14 protein-coding genes are annotated in these 18,933 nt (G+C 55.8%); 5 read left to right on the top strand and 9 right to left on the bottom strand.

From position 1 onward, the window contains the following. The 3 genes from N879_RS10465 to N879_RS10455 are packed head-to-tail and all read right to left on the bottom strand — an operon-like array spanning position 1 to position 5,617. The gene (locus tag N879_RS10465) at positions 1-1,434 is read right to left on the bottom strand and encodes an efflux transporter outer membrane subunit (RefSeq protein ID WP_031232707.1); all 1,434 of its coding nucleotides are present in this window, start codon (positions 1,432-1,434) and stop codon (positions 1-3) included. Continuing rightward, a complete protein-coding gene (locus tag N879_RS10460; protein ID WP_009459334.1) occupies positions 1,431-4,547 on the bottom strand; it encodes a MexW/MexI family multidrug efflux RND transporter permease subunit in 3,117 nt (1,038 codons plus the stop codon). The genes N879_RS10465 and N879_RS10460 overlap by 4 nt, the downstream gene beginning before the upstream one ends. Next, complete coding sequence (locus tag N879_RS10455) at positions 4,544-5,617, bottom strand: efflux RND transporter periplasmic adaptor subunit (protein WP_009459332.1); 1,074 nt, start codon at positions 5,615-5,617, stop codon at positions 4,544-4,546. The genes N879_RS10460 and N879_RS10455 overlap by 4 nt, the downstream gene beginning before the upstream one ends. Positions 5,618-5,898: 281 nt before the next feature. On the opposite strand from N879_RS10455, the gene soxR reads away from it, so the two are divergent. Further along, a complete protein-coding gene (soxR, locus tag N879_RS10445; protein ID WP_009459330.1) occupies positions 5,899-6,375 on the top strand; it encodes a redox-sensitive transcriptional activator SoxR in 477 nt (158 codons plus the stop codon). Here soxR and N879_RS10440 read toward each other — a convergent pair. The 5 genes from N879_RS10440 to N879_RS10420 form a co-directional block, all read right to left on the bottom strand. Further along, on the bottom strand, positions 6,372-8,363 hold the full coding sequence (locus N879_RS10440) for a BCCT family transporter (RefSeq protein ID WP_009459329.1): 1,992 nt from the start codon (positions 8,361-8,363) through the stop codon (positions 6,372-6,374). The genes soxR and N879_RS10440 overlap by 4 nt on opposite strands. An 85-nt stretch (positions 8,364-8,448) precedes the next feature. Beyond that, a complete protein-coding gene (pdxK, locus tag N879_RS10435) occupies positions 8,449-9,318 on the bottom strand; it encodes a pyridoxine/pyridoxal/pyridoxamine kinase (protein ID WP_021446940.1) in 870 nt (289 codons plus the stop codon). Beyond that, the gene (locus tag N879_RS10430; protein ID WP_021446939.1) at positions 9,315-10,037 is read right to left on the bottom strand and encodes a glutamine amidotransferase; all 723 of its coding nucleotides are present in this window, start codon (positions 10,035-10,037) and stop codon (positions 9,315-9,317) included. Before N879_RS10430 ends, pdxK begins: the two co-directional genes overlap by 4 nt. 32 nt (positions 10,038-10,069) lie before the next feature. Next, complete coding sequence (locus N879_RS10425) at positions 10,070-11,122, bottom strand: 2Fe-2S iron-sulfur cluster-binding protein (protein ID WP_009459327.1); 1,053 nt, start codon at positions 11,120-11,122, stop codon at positions 10,070-10,072. After that, on the bottom strand, positions 11,119-12,072 hold the full coding sequence (locus N879_RS10420; protein ID WP_009459326.1) for an AurF N-oxygenase family protein: 954 nt from the start codon (positions 12,070-12,072) through the stop codon (positions 11,119-11,121). Before N879_RS10420 ends, N879_RS10425 begins: the two co-directional genes overlap by 4 nt. A gap of 665 nt (positions 12,073-12,737) precedes the next feature. Here N879_RS10420 and glyA (N879_RS10415) point away from each other — a divergent pair. Next, complete coding sequence (gene glyA, locus N879_RS10415; protein WP_009459325.1) at positions 12,738-14,033, top strand: serine hydroxymethyltransferase; 1,296 nt, start codon at positions 12,738-12,740, stop codon at positions 14,031-14,033. A gap of 11 nt (positions 14,034-14,044) precedes the next feature. On the opposite strand, the gene pdxR is transcribed toward glyA (N879_RS10415), so the two are convergent. Continuing rightward, positions 14,045-15,550 carry a MocR-like pyridoxine biosynthesis transcription factor PdxR gene (pdxR, locus tag N879_RS10410; RefSeq protein ID WP_021446938.1) on the bottom strand — a complete coding sequence of 502 codons (1,506 nt, stop codon included), beginning with the start codon at positions 15,548-15,550 and terminating at the stop codon, positions 14,045-14,047. A 125-nt stretch (positions 15,551-15,675) separates the two neighbouring features. Between pdxR and serC the strand changes: the two genes are divergently transcribed. From serC to N879_RS10395, 3 genes are all read left to right on the top strand, one after another. After that, a complete protein-coding gene (gene serC / locus N879_RS10405; RefSeq protein WP_009459323.1) occupies positions 15,676-16,758 on the top strand; it encodes a 3-phosphoserine/phosphohydroxythreonine transaminase in 1,083 nt (360 codons plus the stop codon). A gap of 73 nt (positions 16,759-16,831) precedes the next feature. Continuing rightward, positions 16,832-18,121, top strand: coding sequence for a serine hydroxymethyltransferase (gene glyA / locus N879_RS10400; protein ID WP_021446937.1), 1,290 nt, complete (start codon positions 16,832-16,834; stop codon positions 18,119-18,121). A gap of 99 nt (positions 18,122-18,220) precedes the next feature. Further along, positions 18,221-18,931: a hypothetical protein gene (locus N879_RS10395; protein ID WP_009459322.1), complete on the top strand. Its 711-nt coding sequence runs from the start codon at positions 18,221-18,223 to the stop codon at positions 18,929-18,931. Positions 18,932-18,933: the final 2 nt, after the last annotated feature.

Below are 18,933 nucleotides of genomic sequence, written 5' to 3'. Positions count from 1 at the left end.
TTACTCAGTGGAGCTTGGTGTCGCCACTCCCCAACCCAAGGCCTGATACAAGGCAATTACATTCAGGTACGAGCCGGTTTCCGCTATTGCCAGTTCTTGCCGGGTCTGGTTCAGGCTGCGCTGATTTTCCAGCACTTGCTGATAGGCACCGGCTCCCACTTCATAACGCGTCAAGGCACGCTCATGGGCATTTTCCAGATGTGACGCCGCTCGAGTCAGGCTAAGCAGGCTTTCCTGATGTTGAGTCAGCCGTTGCAAAGAGCCCTGAATTTCTTCCTGAGCTTGCAACAGCACTTGTTGATAGTGCAGGCGTGATTCATCGGCCACCGCCTCCATGCCACGCAAGCGCGCTTTGGCATGGCCCAGGCGCAGGGCAGGCCATTGTATGGCAGGTGAAACATCAAAGGCACGGGCAGCATGGCCCAGGTCGCTACCTCGCAAGGCAAAAAAGCCAATAAAGCCAGCCAGATCCAGGCGGGGGTACAGCTCGGCGGTGGCGGCGGCCACTTCGTGCGAGCTGGCCAGGATTTCCTGCCGGGCGGCGCGTACGTCAGGCCGGTTGAACAGCATGGCGTTCACATCACCTAACGGCAAGGAAGCGGCCAAGGGTGCCTTGGCACTGGGCAACGGCGTATCAATGCTCCCGGCTTGCCCGCCGCTTAGCACCTGGATGCGCAAACGAGCCAGTTCCAGGTCGCTGCGCAGTTGGGGCACCAGGGTTTTGGCGCGCTCCAGACCAGCCTGGGCATTGTCCAGATTCTCCGGCAATTCCCGACCCAGCGAGACGCCAGCCTGCACCAGCCTGATTGTATGCTCCCAGCTGCGTACGTCGTCCTCAGCCAGAGCCAGTTGCCGTTGCAAACCTTGGGCTTGCACGTATTGGCGTGCCAGTTCAGCCGCGATAGCCTGGCGAGTCAGATCAAGTTGGTCTGCACTGGCCTCGCTGCGAGCCTGCGCAGAACGGGCCAGTTGCTCCAGACGACCGAACAGATCGATCTCCCAAGTGGCCTGCATGCCAAGGCGCCAGTTCTCGGTAATACCGTGATCAGTGGAGCCATCGGGCGCGGCAAATTGTGAACCGCTACGGTTGTAGCTGGCGTGGGCCGTAACGGCGGGTAGACGGTCGTGTTGGCGCTCGTCGATCAGGGCACGGGAGGCCCGCCAGCGGGCCTGTGCCTGGGCAATATCCAGGTTGTGATCCAGGGCCTTGGCAATCAAGGCGTCCAGCTGCGGGTCTTGCAGCAAGGTCCACCAGTTTTCGCGTTGCTCGGTGGCTTGAGCGAACTGGCTGTTCCAGTTGGTGTCGGTCAAGCTTGGAGCGGTGGGAATGGAGGTGTCCAGTCCCACAGCGCAACCGCTCAGGATCAGGCTGGGGATCACCAGTCGCAGAGCACGCGCCACAGGCGCTAGCCTGTTTGATAGTTGTGGCGTCATGATGAGTGTTCTCCAGTCGAAGGGCGCAGGGCTTGCGCCAGATCGCGCGCCCGCGGGGTGTCTGCTTGATGGGCGTGATCACGCGCCAGCAAGGTATACAAAGTCGGCAAGATAAACAGGGTGAATACCGTGCCGATCAACATGCCCGAGACCAGCACCACACCCAGGCCAAAGCGGCTGTTAGCACCCGCACCGGAGGCAAACAGCAGAGGCACCAGACCAAAGACCATGGCCCCGGTTGTCATCAGCACAGGGCGCAAACGAATGCGGGCGGCTTGCAAGATGGCTTCGGGCTTTTTCAGGCCCTCTTTGAATTGCAGTTCATTGGCAAACTCCACCATCAGAATGCCGTGCTTGCTGATCAGGCCGACCAGCGTTAACAGACCTATCTGGGTGTAGATGTTGAGCGTGCCAAATCCCAGGGCCAAAGGCAGCAGGGCACCGCACAGGGACAAGGGCACCGTCACCAGAATGATGATGGGGTCCACCAGGCTTTCGTACTGTGCGGCCAGTACCAGGTAAATCACCACCAGTGCGGCCAGGAAGGCCCACACCAGAGACTGACTTTCCTGGGTGAATTGGCGCGACTCCGATTGCCAGTCATGCGTGAATCCTGCAGGCAATTGACGGGCGATGTCGTCCAGATAGCCCACCGCTTGACCCAACGTGACGCCCGGTGCTGGAATGGCTTGCAGCGTGGCCGAGTTTTGCTGGTTGAATTGGCGCAGGCTGTTGGGTTCCACTTCGCTGTGGATTTGAACCATGGCCGACAAAGGCACCAGCTCGCCATTGGCGCTGCGTACAAACTGACGTGTCAGTGCTTGAGCTGTCAGGCGCAGTTCACGCTGGCTTTGTGGAATCACGTCATACGAGCGACCATCCAGCGAAAAGCGGTTCAGGTAATTCTCGCCCACCAGCACGGCCAGGGAATCAGCAATATCTCGCAGACTGATCCCCATGCTGGCCGCTTTGCTGCGGTCAATTTCCACGCGGGAAACGGGCTTGTTGTAGTCCAGATCGCTGTCTACCACGACGAACAATCCGCTTTCTCGGGCTTGCTGTTTGACCCACTCCATCGTGTCGTACACCGTGCGGTAGTCGCCGGGGCTGCGCAGTACCAGTTGAACCGGCAGACCGCCGCTGGAACCGGGCAAGGGGGCAAGCTGGAAGGCGAAGATACTGCTGCCGGGAATCGCGCTGACACGTCCTTGCAGCTCACCCTGTACGGCGCTGGCATCGCGCTCGCGCTTGCTCCAGTCCTTCAGGTTGATCCCGCCAAAGCTGGCAGCCGGGCCGTCTGTCCCCACAATCAACCAGGTGCTTTCGGTTTCGGCCACTTCACGATACGTGTCATCCAGCAGCTTGCCGTCGCGCTCGGCATAGGCCAGGTTGGCATTTTGCGGAGCTTTCACGGCTGTCAGCACGCTGGCCTGATCTTCAATGGGAGCCAGCTCACTGTGCGTCATTTGATAGAGCACGGGCAGGCTGATAAAGACCAGCAAGGCCATGGCGCCCGTGATCCAGCGATGGCGCAAGGAGCGGGCCAGCAATCGACCGTAGCGGGCCGACAGACCACCAAAGAAACTCTCTGCCAGGTGCGCCATGCGACCTTCATCTTGCTGTGAGGGCAGTAGCAAGGAACTCATCACTGGGGACAAGGTCAAGGCCACGACCCCGGATACCAGCACGGCACCGGCCAGCGTCAGGGCAAACTCTTTGAACAGTGCTCCAGTCAGGCCACCCATCAGCCCAATCGGGGCATAGACGGCGGCCAGGGTCAGGGTCATGGCGATCACTGGGCCGGCCACTTCACGTGCGCCCAATAAAGCCGCCACCACGGGTGAGCGTCCGGCGGCAATGTGACGGTGTACGTTTTCAACCACAACAATCGCATCGTCCACTACCAGTCCGATAGCCAGCACCATGGCCAGCAAGGTCAGCAAATTGATGCTGAAACCAAAGGCCAGCATCAAGGCGGCTGCTCCCAACATGGACAAGGGAATGGTAGCCAGCGGAATCAGCACGCTGCGGAAAGAACCCAGACACAGATAAATCACCAGCACCACGATAATCATGGCTTCGGTAAGGGTCTTGAGCACCTCATCAATCGAGGCCTGGATGAAGCGGGCGGTTTCAAAAGCCAGGGCCACTTCCACGCCGGGAGGCAAGGTGGCCTCAATGGCTGGGAGGCGATCACGAATGCCTTCCACAATCCGCAAGGGGTTGCCGCCGGGAGTGGGGAACAAGCCCAGGTGAATCGCGGGCAGGCCATCCATCAGGGCGCTGGTTTCCGTCGCTGCTGCTCCCAGCTCTACCTTGCCTACGTCGCGCAGTCTTACCAGCGAGGTGCCGTCTTCGCGCACGATCAGGTCCTGAAATTCGGCTACGCTGGTCAGGTCCGAATTGAGCTGAATATTGCTCAAGACATGCTGGCCTTTGACCATGCCGGGGGCGGCCTGATAGTTGTTGGCACGTACAGCCTGGGCAATATCGGCAGCTGTCAGTCCATAGCCCGCCATGCGGTCCGAGTCCAGCCACAGTCGCATGGCCAGTTTTTGACCACCAAAGGTCTGGATTTTCGCCACGCCATCAATCGTGGAGAACATAGGCTCCACCACGCGGGACAGATAGTCATTCAGTTCCGGGATGGAGATTGACGTCGTGGAAAAGCCTACATAGGCCACCGCAGTGGAGTCCCCGGAGGAGCGTTCCACAACCGGGTCATAGGCGCCTTCAGGCAGGCGGTAGCGCACCTGGCTGACCTTGCTCATGACTTCGGTCAGGGCCTGGGTAGAGTCGCGGTTCAGCTCCATGCGCAGGGTCACGACACTGCGGCTTTGCACGGAGTTGGAGGACAGGTAATCCACCCCTTCCACCGAGGCCAGAGCCTGGGCGATGGGCTGGGTGACAAAGCCTTGCATCAGTTGTGCAGAGGCGCCGGGGTACTCGGTGGTAATCGTGATGGTGGAGTTCTCCAGCAGGGGATACTGCCGGATGGGCAGCTTGTCCAAAGAGAACAGCCCCAACATCAGGAGCAAGGCGCTGACCACCAGGGCAAGTACCGGCCGACGAACGAACAAGTCGGTAAAGCCGGGACGGGAGGTGGTGTTCATACGGGCTCCTTGTCCTTGGCGGTTTGTACTGTGGAGCCGTCCTGAATCTTGATCTGGCCGGCGCTCACAACCTTGTCGCCTTCTTTCAAGCCATCAATGATTTCGACACGCTCATCCCATTGCTCGCCAGTTTGTACGGCCACGCGCTTGACCTGCCACAGACCCTGATCCGTGGGGGAGGCCACAAACACGGTCTGGCCGTAGGCGGTGTAGGTCAATGCGGTTTCGGGCACGGTCAGGACGGGCGCTTCGGCGGGGCGCTTCAATTGAGCACGGGCGTACATCCCCGCTTTCAGGCGATTGTCCGGGTTGGGCAGCAGCGCTTGCAGGCGCACGGTGCGCGAATCTCCAATCAAGGGATCGATGGCGCTGATTTCAGCCTGGAAGTTCTCGCCTGGCCAGGCGTCCACCTGTACGTGCAGGGTCTGGCCCACCTTCAGATCCGGCAGGCTTTGCTCTGGCACGGTCAGGTTCACACGCAGTTGACTGTCATCGACCAGGCTGGCGATGGCTTGGCCGGGTTGCAAGTAGTGGCCCTGATGCAAGCTGGTGATACCGATGCGACCCGAGAAGGGGGCGGCAATCTGTTTCAAGGCCAGTTCAGCGCGTTGATATTGCAGTTGGGCCTGGGCCACAGCGTGATCGGCCTGGGCTTGATCCAACTGCTCCTGGGTAGCGGCTTGCTGTTCCTTCAGCTTGCGTACACGGGTGAGCTGAATGGCGGCCTGTTTGACCTGTGCCTGCTCGCGGCGCACGCTGGCTTGTTCCAGTTCGTCATTGAGCAAAACCAGTGGCTGGCCTGCCTTGACTTGCTGTCCGGAGGTGAAATCAATCTTGCGAATACGGCCGCTGGTCTCTGCACTGAGCAGCACTTGCTGCCAGGCTTCCAGTGCACCGACGGCATGCAAAAGACGAGGAGCGGTCTGGGACTCGACGCTGGATAGTTCGACGACGGCAGGCGGATAGGCTCCCCCTGCTTGAGCTTCTTGCGAGGCTGGCAGCAAACGCCAGCCTATGGCCAATACGCCGGCCAGAACGGGAATCATGATCCAAGTACGACGCGAACTCATGCTGCCGACCCTCCTGTCAGGGAAGAGGGCCACAAAGGCTGTTTGTTGGGAAGAGTCCAGCCGAATCGCTGATCACTTTGCGACCAGTCTTCGGGTTTGAAGTAGGTGGCTGACACAAGCTGGGCTTGCCGTAACCATGACAGAGGTCCGGCAAACAGAATCCAAATGAGGGGAGGCATGGCAGGTTCCTGTGACAACAAAGAGGCAGCCAACATGGCTTGCCTTAATTAGGTACCTGGACTATAAAACCTCAAGTTAACTTGAGGTCAAGGGGTGTCAAGATGGCAAAAACAGTGGATTTCAGTCGTGCCTTGACGGTGGGGGAAGTGGCCAAACGCAGTGGTGTCCCTGTCTCGACCGTGCATTTTTATGAAGCCAAGGGCTTGATTGCCAGTACCCGTAATAGCGGGAACCAGCGTCGTTTTGATTCGGTGGTTTTACGCTACATTGCGATCATCAAAGTAGCGCAGCGTACCGGGATTCCTCTGGAGGAAATCCACGAGGCCTTGCGTGGTTTGCCACCGGGCAGCAAGCCATCGAGCAAGCAATGGCGAGCCATGTCCAGCCGTTGGCAGGCCAGTTTGAATGATCGTATTGAGCAGTTGACGCGACTGCGCGATGAGCTGACCCACTGTATTGGCTGTGGGTGCTTGTCCATGAGTGAGTGTCCCTTGCGTAATCCGGCCGATATTCTGGGCCAGCAAGGGCCCGGTCCCCAGATTCTGGAAAGAAAACTGGAGACCGGAACAGAGGCTTAGCTCGGGTCGGGCGACTGCGCGTACAGCGCGGTGGCTTCGGAAGTGACCAGGGACTGATAGCGCTCGAAGTGGTTCAGGATGTCGTTAATGACCTGACTGGAGGACAGGCCCATCAAGTCATAACCCCGACTGCCATCGGCAAAGACAGTACGCACTTGCCATTCTTGAGGGCGAGCCTGTTCGTTGCGTGCTGCTGCCGCGGTAAAGCTGGCAACCCGACGAGCGCGCAACTCGACGCCATAGACAAAGTTACGCTGGTTGTCGGCCTGAATGGTCAGTTGGGCCGTATCCTGCTCGCTGGTCTCCAGGCTGACATTCAGATTGCGTTTGCCCAGCTCGTCGGCCACGGCCTGCAAAGCGGGAACCACGGTTTCACCCATGAAGCGCCGGGCATCGCGTTGGTTGGGCGTGTGCAGGATCGTCGAGAGGCGTCGACGCCAGGACACTTCCGAGCCGGGAGCCGGGCCGGACATGGGGCCTTGGCGACGCAATCGTGACATATCTGCCTTCATGCCTTTGAACAGCCCCAGGATCAACAAGAACATGATGATGGCAAAGGGCAGGGCGCTGACCAGCGTGACGGTTTGCAAGGCTGTCAGACCACCGGCCAGCAAGAGCAGGGAGGCAGCGGTGCCTTCCAGCGCGCACCAGTAAATGCGTTGCCAGACTGGAGCATCTTCCACCCCACCGGCGGCCAGGGTATCGATAACCAAAGAGCCCGAGTCGGCCGAGGTCACAAAGAAAATGGCTACCAGGATAATTGCCAAAGTCGAGGTTACATTGGACCAAGGCAGGTATTCCAGGAACTCGAACAGGGCCACGGATGCATTCGCGGCAGCATCCTGGGCTAGTTGGCCTGCCGCCACACCCATATCCAGGAAGATGGCGGTGTTGCCAAAAACGGTCATCCAGAAGAAGGTGAAGACGGTGGGCACCAGCAAGACGCCCAGTACGAATTCACGTACGGTGCGGCCACGCGAGATGCGGGCGATGAACATGCCGACAAAGGGCGACCACGCGATCCACCAGGCCCAGTAAAACAGGGTCCAGGCTTTCATCCAGCTTTGCCCGCGGAATGCTTGTGTACTAAATGAGCGTGCAAAGAAGTTATCGAGATAACCGCCGATATTCTGTACAAAAGCATTCATCAAAAAGGCTGTGGGGCCCACGGCGAGCACAAACAGCATCAAGGCAATGGCAACCAGCAAATTCAGTTCGGACAGGCGGCGAATGCCAACATCCAGTCCACTGACAACAGATAAGGTAGCCAGTGAGGTAACCACCACAATCAGGACAATTTGCAGCCAGGTTTCCTGCGGCCAGCCAAATAAATGCTCCAGACCGGCATTGATTTGAAGTACGCCCAAACCCATGGAGGTAGCAATACCAAATAGCGTGCCGCACACGGCAAAAATATCCACGCTATCGCCAATCCAGCCTTCAATACGCTTGCCAAATAAGGGATACAGGCCCGAGCGGATGGTTAAGGGCAGGTTGTAGCGAAAGCAGAAGTAGGCCAGCGACAAGCCAACGACCGCATAGACGGCCCAGGCGTGAACGCCCCAGTGAAAGAAGGTGATGATCTGCGCCTGATGGGCGGCTTCCACTGTGCTGGCCAGGCCCGAGGGCGGGGCCGAGAAGTGTTGCAGCGGCTCGGCCACGGCAAAGAACATCAGGCCAATCCCCATACCGGCAGCAAATAGCATCGCCATCCAGGTGAGATAGGGGTAATCAGGTTCCGAGTCGTCCGGCCCTAATTTCAAATTACCGTAGCGGCTTAATGCCAGATAGACGACGGCAAAGAAAAACAGGGCCACAGCCAGGATATAGAACCAGCCGAAACTTTTGATGACCCAGTTTTGTAACTGCTCAAAAATAAGTGCGGCGTCTTTAGGGAAAATAATCCCGATCAGCAAAAAGACCAGGACGATAAAGGTAGATCCCCAGAACACCCGTGGATGTAGCGTGCTTTTAAAAGGCAGCCCCATGTCATGCTCCGTTTGTAACTAAGAGGGCACAGCTTAACGAGAACGACTGCCGGTTGAAAGGTTTGTTAGATTAGGAAATATTTGCTCAGGCTCGGAAAGGATCTATTGGCAGAATTAATTCCTGATGTCCGGCCTGGCGGGTCAACTCCAATTGATGCAGCACACTGGCACTGGCCGTATGCACCGCAGAATGCAGGTCTGCACCCAAAATAAGATGGGCCAGCAAGGTGGAGGCAAACAGGTCTCCGGTACCTTTGGCGGCACAATCCACGCGCGGATGGCTAAGCAGGGTGTCGGCACGCGGCTCCTTGCGAGACATCAATAATTTGATCTGACCATCCTGCCAGGAGTCGGGGGCGGCACTGGTGGCAATGACCCATTCGGTCCGGCCATTTAGCAAGGCGTGCGCGGCGCTGGAACTGCCCTGGATGGTGTCGCAAGGCTGTTGGGACAGCAAGGACAGCTCGTAATTATTGGGGGTCAGGCCCGTGGCCAGCGGCAGCAAGGTTTCGTGATAGGCGGGGATCAGTGCCGGGTCTACGTAGACGCCTACATCCAGATCACCCATGACCGGGTCCACTATCACCAGAGTGTCAGGGTGCTCTTGCAGCAACGCTTTTAACCAGCGTGCAATGATGACGGCCTGGTTGGCGCTGCCCAGATAACCGATCAGGACAGCGCGTACCTTGTCCAGCGCACCGCGCAAGACCAGATCATTCAGAAAGCCTTCCAGCCATTCATCGGGGACAGCGCCGCCGTGCACCGTGGGGTATTGCGGGTTGTTGCTGAGCAACACGGTGGGAACGGCGGCCACTTTAAAGCCGTGTCTACGCAAAGTCGGGCCGGCAACATTGTTGCCCACCCGACCGTAGACGACTTGCGACTGAATCGAAACGACATCCACATGGTAGGGATGTCGTTCACGATCGACGAACGTTACAGCAGCAGTGTTCATGCAGCGCAATCAGCGGAACTGGCCTGTTTAAGTTGGCTGAGCCAGCTGGTCAGGACCGTAGCGGCAGCGGCGTGCAGGCGTTTTTGTACCGCCATGGCTTCCAGACGCAGCATTTGCGGATCGATATCAGCTTGTCCCAGTTCGTTGGCATGACCAACCAGCCAGCGTTCCAGTTTGCTGGTGTCGGCTTCCAGGTGAAATTGCAGGCCCAGTACTTGGGTTCCGAAGGAGAAGGCCTGATTGGGGCCTACGTCCGTGCTGGCCAGGTGAATGGCTCCGTCTGGAATATCGAACTGATCCCCATGCCAGTGCAGGACGGGAATGCCGCTAACGGCGGCCAGGGGCGATTCTTTGCCCGCTTCGCTCAGTTTCAACGGAGAGAAACCGATTTCTTTCACACCCAGGGGGTATACATTGGCACCCAGGGCGCGCGCAATCAATTGTGCGCCCAGGCAAATGCCCAGCAAAGGTTTGCCTGCCAGCAAGAACTTGTTGATCAGTTCCAGCTCATCAGACAGGAAGGGGTAAATCTTTTCGTCGTAGGCGCCGATTGGCCCGCCCAATACAACCAGCAGGTCAGCGTCCTGTTCACCCACGTGACGCAGTGACTCGACGGAAGGGTCAATGTATTGAACTTGGTAGCCCTGTTCGATCAGAACAGGCTCCAGTGTGCCCAAGTCTTCAAAATGGATATGACGCAGTGCGATGACTTTCTTCATAAGAGGTTCTTTCAATCCAGATGGTAAGGATGTCAGCTCGTGGTACCGATGTCTACATTAATGGCACCCGATAAGGGGAAGGTGCAACATGCCAGTGCATGGCCCTGGGCCTTGTCCTGGTCGCTCAGGCAAAAATCCGGTTCAGAGCGGTACTCGCCCTCCGAAATCTGTACCCGGCACGCGCCGCAAATACCCGAGCGGCATTGACTACGAATAGGCACATCGGCGGCCTCCAGCATTTCCAGCAAGCTGCTGCCCGGTTCAGGCGAGAGCGTTTGCCCGGTGCTGCGTACATTGATTTGCAAGGGCGCGCTGTCTGCTTCAGGCAGGATTTCCACGCCGGAACTGGCGGGCGGGGAAAAAGCCTCGATCAACATGTGCGAGATGGGGTGAGCCTGAAGGGTGTATTCGCGCAAGGCCTGGGCAAAACCGTGGCTGCCGCAAATCACGACGGCCTGTGGGTCTTTTAACTGCTCCATATTTTCAAAAGAGGGGCGACCCACTTTGAAATGAGCGCTTTCGCGAATCTTTTCCTGCGTGACAAACACGGTCAGCGTGAACCAGCTGGTGCCCAGGTCCAGCTGCAGCAGCTCGTGCAGGAAAGGAATGTCGGCAATACGGGCAATACTGAGCAGCAAATGTACTTGTGGTACAGGCAAGCCGTCCTGGGCTCGCGTCGCCAATTCACGCAGCAAGGCAATGGGCAGGGTAATGCCAATGCCGCCTGCAATCATGGCGATACGCTGGTAACCCACAATGGAGTTCACCGAGATTTCACCCGCCACATATTGCAGGGGCACACTCATGCCCTCGCGCAAGGTGGCGTGCAAGTGATCGGAAACACTATTGCGCCCCGACCCTTTCACGGCAATTTCAATCAGGTCTGGATCGGCCATACGAGTGATCGAATACATACGCTGTTGAATGGTGCCGCCGGTATCGGGGTAGCTCAGGGCGACGTGCTTGCCTGCCTGCAAGGCTTGCAGAAAATCAAAATGGCCGCCCTGCACCCGCAAGGTAAACACTTTGACGTTTCCGGCCTCGGGGCGAACGGTCTCGCAGCGCGCCTGAATCATGGCTGTCATTGCAGCGCCTCCTGTTGTTCGGCCTCGGCAGGAGCCTTGCCGGACTTGCTGTTCAGGCCAATGCGTTCGATCAGGCTTTCTACCGAGCCGGTGTACACACCAATTTCGTTGGAGTCGCCGGTGTCGTGCAAGATGTCGCGAGCATTGGGGAAGTTCACCATGGAGAAGACTTTTTCCCAGGCGCCCATTTCATTGTTGGCGAACATTTCTACGGTGCGCAAAATAACGGCGCGCATATGCTCGCGCTCTTTCTGGCTCAGTCCGTGAATGATGTCCGACGCAACAAAGCTGAACACGCTGGAGTGGCTCCACTCGTCCATGGCATGGGTGCGGGTAACTTCATGGCACACGGTCTGGATGCTCTTGTCCTCGGCCATGGTCTTCAGGTAGTCGGTAATCAGGGTCTCGGACGCGCAGGCAATGGCAAAGCGGGTCAGACGACGCTCGGATTCGGAACCGCATTGGCTCAGGATGTCATTGCGCCACTGCACCAGGTTGAAATTGGTGAAATCCAGGGGCGTCAGACCACGCATGGAGTAGATGTAGTTGCAGGCCATGATGGACATGCGAGTGTGCAGGGCCTCGTCCAGCAAGGCCTGGGACATCACGTCTTGCAGCAGATTGCGGTTGGCGCTTGGGGGCGGGGTCTTGATGATGTCTTCGCAAGAAGGCGTGACCACGTTGCACTCAACGTAAATGGTCTTCAGGTTGTAAATGCCCCAGGCGTAGGACAAGCACTGCGATTTCAATTCTTCAGGAGCTTCCAGCCATGCCTGATGCCCGCGAAAAGGCAGCAGGCATTCACTGAAATCGGCCTTGTTGGGATCGAAAGCCAGATTGTTGTAGTCCGGCAGTTCCTGATTCACGGCAGCCCGGTTTTTCCAAAGTACAGACAGCTTTTGCAGCATATTCCGTACGGCGTCATCAGTTTCGTAGCTTTTGATTGTCATTTCAAACTTCCTTGCTGTTGATTGCGATCTGTTCGAAATGAACAGGTCGTTTCTTTACTCCACCTATCTTTATTTCCAAATGGAAATTCGCAGGCTTAAAAGGATTTGCCGATTCTTATGGACAAGGCCCAAAAAAATCCCGTTGCCGGGTTTCTTGAGCCGTGGGGATCAGCGTGGTTGAACTGCCGTTAAAGCAATGGCGTTTCCTGTAGTCGTGGGAAAACTGGGGATGTGTTTATCGTGTACAGATTGAAAAAGGTGATAATCTGCTTGAACGTTTAGAAGTACGGGCGTTGAGTATTCGTTGGCTGCATTCTAATGATCCTATGACAATAAATGACAGACCATTTCAAGATCATTTGACAGACCACTTAATGATAAAAATTTGAATCTTGTTTTAATTCTTGACCAGGATGATCGGGATTGGCGTTCTCTCTGTGTTTCAGAGGGTTTTTAATTCTTTATGCTTTGAATTTTTATTCAAATAACAATAATTAAAAGTGGTCTGGTGAGTTAATTTTTAATGGACTGTTTTATAGATCGATAAACAGAATAGGATGTTTATCTTTCGCCCTTGGAGTTCGTGCGTCCAGGGCAGCACTTTTGCCTGGTATCGGGCAATGAGCCACGACCCTATCGTGGCCAATCTCTAAACAGGAACTCCCATGAAGAGTCTTGCCGGTGGCGACACCCCCCACCAGCCTCTGGCGGGTTCGCAATTTCTACAGCAAAGTGATCGCAATCTTTGGGACATCATCGAAGCCGAACGGCGTCGTCAACAACACACCATTGAGCTGATCGCTTCCGAGAATTACCTGAGCCGCTCCGTTTTGGACGTGCAGGGCTCCTTGCTCAGCAACAAGCAGGCGCAAGGCTATCCTGGGCAACGGATTTACGGCGGGTGCGAACAAGCCGATCAAACCGAAGAGCTGGCTATCGAGCGGGCCAAGTCGGTTTTTGGGGCCTCTTACGCCAATGTGCAGGCGCACTCGGGCAGCCAGGCCAATCTGGCGGTGTACCTGGCCTTGCTCTCGCCGGGCGACACGATTCTGGCGCTGGATCAAAGTGCGGGCGGGCACCTTAGCCACGGTTCGCATTTCAATGTGTCCGGACGCTGGTTTCAGACCTGCTCGTACGGAGTGGATCGTCAGACGCAATGGGTCGACATGGACGAGGTTCGTGCCCTGGCCCACAAGGAACGGCCGCGGTTGATCATTGCCGGAGGTTCGTCCTATTCACGTACGCCAAATTTTGCCGAGTTCAGGAATATTGCCAACGAGATCAACGCTTATTTGATGGTGGATTTGGCCCACGGCGCGGGGCTGGTGGCGGCAGGTCTGATGGAGTCACCCGTCAAACATGCCCATGTCACGACCTTTTCCACGCATGGCACCTTACGCGGACCGCGTGGTGGGATTATCTTGAGCAATGAGCCCAAGCTGGCCGAGCGCTTGAGCCAGGCCGTATATCCAGGGCTGCAAGGCGGACCTTTGCTGAACATTCTGGCCGCCAAGGCGGTGGCTTTGGGTGAAGCGATGAGCCCATCCTATAAGGCCTATGCCCAGTCCGTCATCATCAATGCGCGCAGCCTGTGTCGCCGCTTGTCCGAAGGTGGGCTGACGGTGGTGTCAGGGGGAACAGACTGTCATTTTGGTGTGGTGGATTTGCGCCCTTGGGGCCTTTCCGGGCTTTTGGTTGAGCAGGTTCTGGCTCAGTTGGGCATTAGCTTGAGCAAACACCGTGTGCCGTATGAGCAAGCCTCTGGCGCCTATTCGGGGGTACGGGTCGGCAGTGCCGCCTGTACGACTCGCGGTTTGGGTGAAGATGATTTCAAGGAAATTGGCGACATGATTCTGGCCTTGCTGGGCGGGGTGCGCAGTGGTTCGCGCAATCCCCGCACCGAGAATGCCATTTTGGAAGGGGTCGCAGACCTGAACCGGCGATACCCCTTGATGTACTGATTTTTCCCGGCTCAGCCTTTGCCCTGACGCAGAGCGTTGGCCAGACGCAACATGGCGGACTCGATCTCGTAGGCGGTCAGGGAGGCATAGCCCAGCAGCCAGCCCTGTTGTTTTTCTTCACCAATGTACAGACGGCTCAAACCCGGCAGTTGAACGCCAGCGCTCAAGGCGCGGCGCAGCGTGTGTTCTTCTGACCAGCCCGGCTCCAGAAAGCAGGGAATCTGCAAACCGCCTTCAGGTCGGGCCGCACGAACGATTCCTTGCAAGTGCTGCTCGATGGCTTCCAGCATGATCTCCCGCCGCCCGGCATACAGCTTGCGCATAGCGCGAATATGCGAGTTGTAATGTCCGTCCTCCATAAAACGCGCCAGCGTCAGCTGCAGGATTTGCGGTGTGTGACCATCCATGATGCTGCGTGCCTGGGTGAAGGGTTTGACCAGCTCGGGTGGCAGGGCCATATAGCCCATGCGCAGGCCCGGATACAGGGTTTTGCTGAAGGTGCCCAAGTAGATTGTGCGTTGGTATTTATCCAGACCCTGCACACACGCCGTGGGTAAGCCGTCGTAATGAAATTCACTGTCGTAGTCGTCTTCCATAATCCAGCGGCCATTTTCAGCCGCCCAGTGTATGAGCTCCAGACGACGTTCCAGGGACATGGTGGCCCCGGTGGGGTACTGGTGCGAGGGTGTCACGTAAATGCAGTTCGCGCCGCTGCGATCTTCATTCAGCAGATCGGTGCGCAAGCCTTGCTCGTCCACGCCAATCGGTACGACACGAGCCTCGGCCGCTTCAAAGGCTTTGCGGGCGCCGAAGTAGCCAGGATTTTCAACCAGAATGGGTTTGCCAGCATCGACCAGTAATTGCGCGCACAGGAACAAGGCCTGGCGCGTGCTGCTCAGAATCAAAATTTGATCGGCCGAGACCTTCGCACCACGCTCCAGATTCAGGTACACGGCAATCGCTTTACGCAGGGACTCGGTGCCTTGCGGATCGCCATGCAGCAGGATGTTGGCTCGATAGTCTTTCATGGCCTGACGCTGCAGGCGTTCCCACACATCGGTGGGGAAGTTGCGGGTTTCCGGCAGGCCAGTGGCAAAGGCCTTGATGGTCTGTTGATCGGCAATGCCGCCACTTTCAAACACGGCGCGACCCCGACGGCTCAAGCCCGTACCGGGTTCCATTACGCTGCGTTTCAGATCCTGAGCTTTGATGCGGCGATAGGCACTGCCGCGCAGCTCCGTGCCGACCGACTCGGAAACATAGCTGCCCGAGCCCTCGCGCCGCACGATAAAGCCGTCGCGATGCAGTTGAACATAGGCGTTTTCAACCGTATCGCGGGCCATGCCCAAGGATTTGGCCAGCGAGCGTGTGGCAGGCAGCTTGACCCCCGGACCCAGCGCGCCATCCAGAATCAACGCCCGCAAGGCACGCTGAATGCGTTGGTGAAGATCCAGGGATTGAAGTTCGTCATCGTTAAGACGCATCTTCAAGGTGTCCAGTTCAAACGAACGCGTCATGCGGTCTGCTCCAGAGAATATTAATGGTCTGACTAGTCAGACCATTGTGCTCGTAGACTTGATTGTCATTGCCGAAATAGGGGGGCCTGTTCCGGCGTTCAGGTTTGTACAGGATCTCAGCAAGTATGTCCCGACCCTTTAATTTCAGCGCAGGGCCCAGCGCCTTGCCAATGGATGTTCTATTGCAAATACGTGATGAGCTGCTTGATTTTGCGGGCACAGGGGTGTCCGTGATGGAAATCAGCCATCGTTCCCAGCCTTTCATGGATTTTGCCCATCGTACCGACGCCGCTGTGCGTCGTGTTCTGGCCGTGCCAACGGACTATCACGTCTTGCTCCTGCAAGGAGGGTCGTACCTGCAGTTTTCTCAAATACCGATGAACCTGCTTCATCAAGCAAACACAGCGGACTATATACATACGGGTTTATGGTCGGAACAGGCGGCTAATGCCGCCAAGCAATATGGGAATGTCGAAATCGTAGCCAGTTCTTATGAAACTGGATTTGATCGTATTCCCGAGATTAATGAATCTAATATTAATCGGGATGCAGCGTACTTGCATTACACAGAGAACGAAACTGCACAGGGCTTGCAATTTTCAAAACCACCTGTTTCACCTATTCCCTTGGTATGTGATGCTTGCTCCAGCTTGATGTCAAAACCGATTGATGTCTCGGCTCACGATTTGATTTATGCCTCGGCCCAGAAAAATATGGGAATTGCCGGTGTTACGCTGGTATTACTTAATCCTGCTATTTTAGACAGGCCTTTGGCAAATACGCCACAAGCTTTGGATTTTTCCATTCAAGCAAAAAAACAATCGCTATTAAATACGCCCTCAACCTTTTCCTGGTATGTGCTGGGTTTGATGCTGGAATGGATAGAGCGTGTTGGTGGAATAGAAGTATTGCACAAAATAAATAAGAAAAAGTCGCAGCTGCTCTATGAGATTATTGATGGCAGTGATGGTTTCTATATCAACAATGTTTTACCTGACTATCGATCCATCAATAATGTTCCATTTCATATTGCTGAAACTGATTTAGATATTTTATTTGTTGAAGAAGCGCAAAAGAATGGTTTTCACGGCTTGAAGGGCCATCAGTCAACGGGGGGCTTGCGCGCCAGCATCTACAACGCCGTCACCTTGGATGCGGTACAGGCGCTGGGAGAGTTCATGCGCGAGTTCAAGCGCACGCACGGTTAGGGCGTGCGCCTGCTTTGCAAGGCGGCCAAGCAAGTAGCCGCGACGTGGGTAGAAATTTTTTTAAGGAAAAGCGATGTACGACAACACACTCAGCCTGGCTGAATTCGACAAGGAATTGGCTCAGGCCATTCAGGGCGAAGAAAGCCGTCAGGAAGATCACGTAGAACTGATTGCCTCGGAAAACTACGCCAGCCCTTTGGTTATGCAGGTTCAGAACTCCGTGTTTACCAACAAATACGCCGAGGGTTACCCGGACAAGCGTTACTACGCCGGTTGTGAATTTGTAGATGTAGCCGAACGTCTGGCTATCGAGCGTCTGAAAGCGGTGTTCGATTGTGATTACGCCAACGTACAGCCTCATGCTGGAGCGCAGGCTAATACTGCAGTATTCCTGGCTTTGCTCAAACCGGGCGATACGGTGATGGGGATGAACCTGGCTCAGGGTGGTCACCTGACCCACGGTAACCCCATCAACATTTCCGGGCGTCTTTACAACATTGTTCCTTACGGAGTTGATACCCGAACCGGGCTGATCGATTACGACGAAATGGAGCGCATTGCTATCGAGACCAAGCCCAAAATGCTGATTGGTGGTTTCTCCGCCTATTCGCGTGTGAAGGATTGGGCGCGTATGCGCCAGATTGCTGACAAGGTCGGTGCCTGGTTCTGGGTGGATATGGCCCACGTAGCTGGTCTGGTGGCGGCGGGTGAGTACCCCAGCCCCTTGCCACACGCCCATGTAGTCACCAGCACAACGCACAAAACCCTGCGCGGTCCACGTGGTGGCGTGATCATGGCTAAAGGGCAAAGCGAAGATTTCTACAAACGTCTGAATTCCGCTGTATTCCCCGGCGTGCAAGGCGGCCCATTGATGCACTTGATCGCGGCCAAAGCCATTGCTTTCAAAGAGGCTCTGCAGCCGGAATTCCGTACCTATCAGCAAAACGTGGTGCGTAATGCCCGTGCCATGGCGGCGGTACTGATGCAGCGTGGTCACAACATCGTGTCAGGCGGGACAGATAACCACATGATGCTGATCAACTTGTCGACCAAGCCCTACACCGGGCAAGAGGCCAGTGATGCCTTGGCAGATGCCTATATCACCGTGAACAAGAATTCGGTGCCCAATGATCCCCGTTCGCCCATGGTGACCTCGGGTATTCGTATCGGAACGCCGGCTGTAACGACACGTGGCTTTACGGTGAAGGACTGCGAGCAGCTGGCGCATTACTTGTGTGATGTGCTTGATGCCTACGAGGCTGGCACTTTAGATAAGGTCAAGCACGAGATTCGGGAAAAAATTGTGAACCTGTGCCGAAGCTATCCGGTGTATCAGGTGCAGACGGAGCCAGCGCAGCTGTGATTTAATTAATTTTTTATAGGAGCCCAGCCACTTTGGTGGTTGGGTTTTTTATATGGTAGTTGCACTGTTTTTGTTGGGCTTTAAATAATTGAGGGAAGGATGAAGCTATACGAGAATATTACTATTGGTAATTTTCTGTTTGCGCTTGGTTACTCTCTGCGTGATAAGCAGAGAAAAAATATGCTTGCAGGCTCAGTTAATCTATTGCAGCAAACCCCCGCTGATAAATTGTTAGGTGACGTACTCCTCAAGTTTACAGGCGTCGTTCGGCTTATTGAGTTTAAGGCGGAGGGAGCGAATTTAGCTAAGGAGAAAAGCCGACATTCGATTTTGTGTGTGGCAGTTCAAGAGAGGCAGTTTGAGTCGATTTCTAGAGAGGTCCATTGGTCAATTGAAACCAAAGCTACCGAAAATACTCTTGGATTAAGGGTGGTTCCATACTTGGATGCTTTTCCCCGTCCAAGAGGTCCAAAAATAGAGCTGTTGGAAGACTTTATTCACACTTTAGCCAAAGATATAGTCACCCAAAATTTTCTATATACAGGGGCTCAAATAAATGAATACTTGGCTTGGGTAAGACGCACGCAGGGGAAGGGGGAAGTAGGTTCAGGGGGGCTTTTGCTTTTGGCTGAGCCAGGAGGGCTTCTTAGATTCGCACCACTCACTGATTTGTTAGAGTTGAATCTTGAGCATTCTCTATGGATAAAGGAAAGGCAGGCGAAGTTAGAGAAGGATCTTGAACTCGTGAGACAGCGTGCGAAAGAGCGACAATATAAACTTGAACGGAAAGGGCTAAGTTTGGAAAGGTAGAT

It is taken from the genome of Alcaligenes sp. EGD-AK7, assembly GCF_000465875.3.
GTDB lineage: Bacteria > Pseudomonadota > Gammaproteobacteria > Burkholderiales > Burkholderiaceae_B > Alcaligenes > Alcaligenes phenolicus.
Note: the sequence above shows the minus strand (reverse complement) of the source record. Positions and strands in the feature narration are given on the sequence as shown.

What these genes read in the sequence shown, in the direction of transcription:
- N879_RS10465 (WP_031232707.1), bottom strand. Translation starts at nt 1,434, where the DNA reads ATGACGCCACAACTATCAAACAGGCTAGCGCCTGTGGCGCGTGCTCTG.
- N879_RS10460 (WP_009459334.1), bottom strand. Translation starts at nt 4,547, where the DNA reads ATGAACACCACCTCCCGTCCCGGCTTTACCGACTTGTTCGTTCGTCGG.
- N879_RS10455 (WP_009459332.1), bottom strand. Translation starts at nt 5,617, where the DNA reads ATGAGTTCGCGTCGTACTTGGATCATGATTCCCGTTCTGGCCGGCGTA.
- soxR (WP_009459330.1), top strand. Translation starts at nt 5,899, where the DNA reads ATGGCAAAAACAGTGGATTTCAGTCGTGCCTTGACGGTGGGGGAAGTG.
- N879_RS10440 (WP_009459329.1), bottom strand. Translation starts at nt 8,363, where the DNA reads ATGGGGCTGCCTTTTAAAAGCACGCTACATCCACGGGTGTTCTGGGGA.
- pdxK (WP_021446940.1), bottom strand. Translation starts at nt 9,318, where the DNA reads ATGAACACTGCTGCTGTAACGTTCGTCGATCGTGAACGACATCCCTAC.
- N879_RS10430 (WP_021446939.1), bottom strand. Translation starts at nt 10,037, where the DNA reads ATGAAGAAAGTCATCGCACTGCGTCATATCCATTTTGAAGACTTGGGC.
- N879_RS10425 (WP_009459327.1), bottom strand. Translation starts at nt 11,122, where the DNA reads ATGACAGCCATGATTCAGGCGCGCTGCGAGACCGTTCGCCCCGAGGCC.
- N879_RS10420 (WP_009459326.1), bottom strand. Translation starts at nt 12,072, where the DNA reads ATGACAATCAAAAGCTACGAAACTGATGACGCCGTACGGAATATGCTG.
- glyA (WP_009459325.1), top strand. Translation starts at nt 12,738, where the DNA reads ATGAAGAGTCTTGCCGGTGGCGACACCCCCCACCAGCCTCTGGCGGGT.
- pdxR (WP_021446938.1), bottom strand. Translation starts at nt 15,550, where the DNA reads ATGACGCGTTCGTTTGAACTGGACACCTTGAAGATGCGTCTTAACGAT.
- serC (WP_009459323.1), top strand. Translation starts at nt 15,676, where the DNA reads ATGTCCCGACCCTTTAATTTCAGCGCAGGGCCCAGCGCCTTGCCAATG.
- glyA (WP_021446937.1), top strand. Translation starts at nt 16,832, where the DNA reads ATGTACGACAACACACTCAGCCTGGCTGAATTCGACAAGGAATTGGCT.
- N879_RS10395 (WP_009459322.1), top strand. Translation starts at nt 18,221, where the DNA reads ATGAAGCTATACGAGAATATTACTATTGGTAATTTTCTGTTTGCGCTT.